Below are 3517 nucleotides of genomic sequence, written 5' to 3'. Positions count from 1 at the left end.
TTGCGGATCGCGTCGGTCGCGCGGTCGGGACCCACCGAGACGACGGTGACCTCGCCCTCGCCGGCTTCCTTGATCTTCAGTGCTTCTTCGACGGCCTTCTCGTTGATCTCGTCGAGCACGGCGTCGGCGGATTCGCGGTCAAGAGTGTTGTCGGCACCGGAGAGCTTCCGCTCCGAGTAGGTGTCCGGTACCTGCTTGACCAGGACAACGATGTTCGTCATGGGTCTACTTCGACCTCCCGTTAGTGGCCGGCGTCGGCCACGGGGCAACAGCTCTACTGGCCGGTAGATTAGGGCCATTTCAGTGCCGAGGCCCGCCGAGGTGACCTCATTCACCTGGATGCACGTTTTAGTGGGACCATCGTCCAGGTAATTCACCCGGAAGTGAGTGTAACCGGCCGACTAACCCGAACGGCCGTATTCCGGGGTACTCGCGGAGATGGTGAAGGGATAACCTGCCCCACCATGCGTTCCATGCCCGGCCCTGTCGCCGTGATCACGGACTCGACCGCCTGCCTCCCCGTCCCGGTCGCCGAACGCTGGGGAATCGGCGTCGTTCAGGTCCAACTGCAGGTCGGAGAGCAGTTCGACGAGGAGAACCGCTACGACCGCGAGGAAGTCATCGGCCATCTGCGGGCGGGTACGCCGGTGAAGACGGCACCGCCCGAGGTCGCCGCGTTCTTCTGGGCGTTCCAGGACGCCGCGAGCAAGGGCGCGTCCGCGATCGTCAGCGTCCACATCTCGGGACGGATGTCGGAGACGGTGAACGCCGCCCGCGAGGCCGCCCAGCAGGTGAACATCCCCGTGCACGTCCTCGACAGCGGGACCACCGGGATGAGTCTCGGTTTCGCGGCGACCTCGGCGGCCAAGGTCGCCGCCGCCGGCGGGCAGGCCACCCGCGTCATCGACGCGGCCGAACGCCGCTTCCGCGGCAGCCGGGAGATCCTCTACGTCGACACGCTGGAGTTCCTGCGCCGCGGCGGACGGATCGGCGCGGCGCAGGCGTTCCTCGGCTCCGCGTTCTCGATCAAACCCCTGCTGACCTTGAAGAACGGCGAGGTCGCCCCGCTGACCCGGGTGCCGGGCCAGCGGCGGGCGCTCAACAAACTCGTCGACCTCGCGGTGGAATGCGCGGGCGATCAGGAGGTGGAGGTCGCCATCACCCGGTTCGGCCCGGACGAACGCGATCTCGAGATCGGCGGGCGGCTGCGGGCGCGGCTGCCGCATATGGTCGACAGCACCCTGGTGGACGCCAGCATGATCCTCGGCGCCCACCTCGGGCCGGGTGCCATCGGCATCACGGTGTCGCCGGTGTAACCCGCTTCGAGGGGATCAGCGCCAGCACCACCGGGAGCACCGCGCCCAGCGCCGTCGTCGCGACGATCAGCACCTGGTCCACCGGCTCGAAATGCGAGACGTGGCCCAGGTGGTAGAGGAAGTGCGGAAGCCCGAAGCAGAAGGTGGCGAGCGCGGCGAGCCTGGCCACCGCGGTCGTCCCGATCACGGCGGCGCCGATCAGCATGGCCGCGAGCGCGAGGTTGAGGCCGCCGAAGTCCTGGATCAGGTGTTCGTTGAAGGGGCCGTCCATCGCCACCCAGCCGGTGCGGAACCCCGGGAAGTCCCGGTAGAAGCCCTCCGGGCTGAACAGCGGCCACAGCCCCACGGGCAGTTCGATGAGGCCGAAGACGACGAGCAGTACGCGGGTGAATGTCCGTTGCATACCTCCTGGACTGCGTGGCGCCGCGAAACGTGACACGCGGGCCGAAGTGACCGGCCGGTAGGGTCGCGGCGTGACCACCCCAGCCACCAGGGCCGAAGCGCTGCACCTCACCGGTGAACGCACCGTGCCGGGCATCGCCGAGGAGAACTACTGGTTCCGGCGCCACGAGGCCGCGTATCAAAAGCTCCTGCCGCTCTGCGAAGGCAAGGCCGTCCTGGAGGCAGGCTGCGGCGAGGGTTACGGCGCCGGGCTCATCGCCACCGTCGCCGAGCGGGTGCTCGCCCTCGACTACGACGTCCCCACCACCGAGCACGTCGCCCGGCGCTACCCCGGCATCGGCGTGGCGAGGGCGAACCTGGTGTTCCTGCCGCTGCGGGACGCCTCGGTCGACGTCGTCGCCAACTTCCAGGTGATCGAGCACCTCTGGGATCAGGGCGCCTTCCTCGCCGAATGCCGCCGCGTACTCTCCCCCGGCGGACGGCTGATCGTCACCACGCCCAACCGGCTGACCTTCACCCCGGACAGCGACACCCCGCTCAACCCGTTCCACACCAGGGAACTCGCACCGTCCGAATTGGACGAATTGCTGCGCGACGCCGGGTTCGAGGTCGAGACGCTGCACGGACTCCACCACGGCGAAGGCGTTGCGAAGCTCGACGCCAAGTACGGCGGCTCGATCATCGACGCCCAGCTCGACGTCGTCATGGGGCAGCTGCCCGGGCAGGCGACCTGGCCCGCCGAACTGCTGGCCGACGTCGAAGGCATCAAGGCCGCGGACTTCGCGATCCATGGTGACGACCTCGACGCCAGCCTCGACCTGGTCGCCGTGGCGGTGCGCCCATGAGCGAGTACGAGGGCACGTTCTGTCTGGTAGTGCACAGCCATCTGCCGTGGCTGCCGCATCACGGATCCTGGCCGGTCGGCGAGGAATGGCTCTACCAAGCGTGGGCGCATTCCTATCTGCCGATGGTCGATCTCCTGCGTCGCTTCGCCGACGAGGGCCGCGAAGACGTCCTCACCCTCGGCATGACGCCGATCCTCGCCGCCCAGCTCGACGACCCTTACTGCATCGACGCCTTCCACGACTGGCTCGGCCATTGGCAGCTGCGCTCCTGGCACGCGTCCACCCTATGGCGGGGCGACCCGCTGCTGCGCGAGCTCGCGGCGAGTGAGTACCGGACGGCACTCAAGGCCTCGGAAGAGCTCGAAACCCGCTGGCGACAAGGTTTCTCCCCGATCCTGCGGTCCTTTGTGGACAACGGGACGATCGAACTGCTCGGCGGACCGCTGGCGCATCCGTTCCAGCCGCTGCTCGACCCGGCGGTCCGCGACTTCATGCTGCGCGGCGGCCTGGCCGACACCGCGCTGCGGATCGGACGGCGTCCCGAAGGCATTTGGGCACCCGAGTGCGGCTACGCGCCCGGTATGGAGGCCGGATATGCCGCTGCGGGAGTCCAGCGGTTCATGGTCGACGGACCGTCGCTGCACGGCGACACCTCGGCGGCCCGGACGGTCGGCGATTCCGACGTCGTGTGCTTCGGCCGCGACCTCGAAGTCACTTACCGCGTCTGGTCACCGAAGGCCGGATATCCCGGCCATGCCGCCTATCGCGACTTCCACACCTGGGCGCACGAAGTCGGTCTCAAACCCTCGCGGGTGACCGGCAAGACCGTCGAACCGCCGGACAAGGCGCCGTACGACCCGGCGATGGCGACGGCCACCCTCGGCGGCCACGTCCAGGACTTCGTCGACACCGTCGTCGCCCGCCTGCGTTCGCTCAAGGCCGAGCACGGCCGCG

Annotated in this window: 4 protein-coding genes and 1 pseudogene; 3 read left to right on the top strand and 2 right to left on the bottom strand. The window is 68.6% G+C overall.

Annotated elements, in window-relative coordinates; all coding sequences use genetic code 11:
* The coding region (locus tag AVR91_RS40970) for an electron transfer flavoprotein subunit beta/FixA family protein (RefSeq protein WP_394329984.1) at nt 1-221 on the bottom strand (221 nt) is incomplete at its 3' end.
* 243 nt (nt 222-464) lie between these two features.
* On the opposite strand from AVR91_RS40970, the gene AVR91_RS40965 reads away from it, so the two are divergent.
* Entirely contained in the window at nt 465-1316 is an 852-nt protein-coding gene (locus AVR91_RS40965) for a DegV family protein (RefSeq protein ID WP_083715351.1), read from the top strand.
* Here the strand turns inward: AVR91_RS40965 and AVR91_RS40960 are convergent.
* On the bottom strand, nt 1297-1719 hold the full coding sequence (locus AVR91_RS40960; protein WP_063277516.1) for a hypothetical protein: 423 nt from the start codon (nt 1717-1719) through the stop codon (nt 1297-1299). The two genes, AVR91_RS40965 and AVR91_RS40960, sit on opposite strands and share 20 nt — an antisense overlap.
* A gap of 70 nt (nt 1720-1789) precedes the next feature.
* Here AVR91_RS40960 and AVR91_RS40955 point away from each other — a divergent pair, with 70 nt between their 5' ends.
* Nucleotides 1790-2563 (top strand): class I SAM-dependent methyltransferase, encoded by a 774-nt coding sequence (locus tag AVR91_RS40955; protein WP_063277515.1) that lies wholly within the window; start codon nt 1790-1792, stop codon nt 2561-2563.
* Nucleotides 2560-3517: pseudogene (locus AVR91_RS40950) on the top strand (1,4-alpha-glucan branching protein); the annotation flags it as partial. The gene AVR91_RS40955 and the pseudogene AVR91_RS40950, both read left to right, overlap by 4 nt.

The organism is Amycolatopsis keratiniphila subsp. keratiniphila (assembly GCF_001620365.2).
Lineage (GTDB): Bacteria > Actinomycetota > Actinomycetes > Mycobacteriales > Pseudonocardiaceae > Amycolatopsis > Amycolatopsis keratiniphila.
This window is presented reverse-complemented; position numbering and strand designations above follow the sequence as displayed.

Excerpts from the sequence above, each read along its gene's own strand:
- AVR91_RS40960 (WP_063277516.1), bottom strand. The coding sequence starts at position 1,719 with ATGCAACGGACATTCACCCGCGTACTGCTCGTCGTCTTCGGCCTCATC.
- AVR91_RS40965 (WP_083715351.1), top strand. The coding sequence starts at position 465 with ATGCGTTCCATGCCCGGCCCTGTCGCCGTGATCACGGACTCGACCGCC.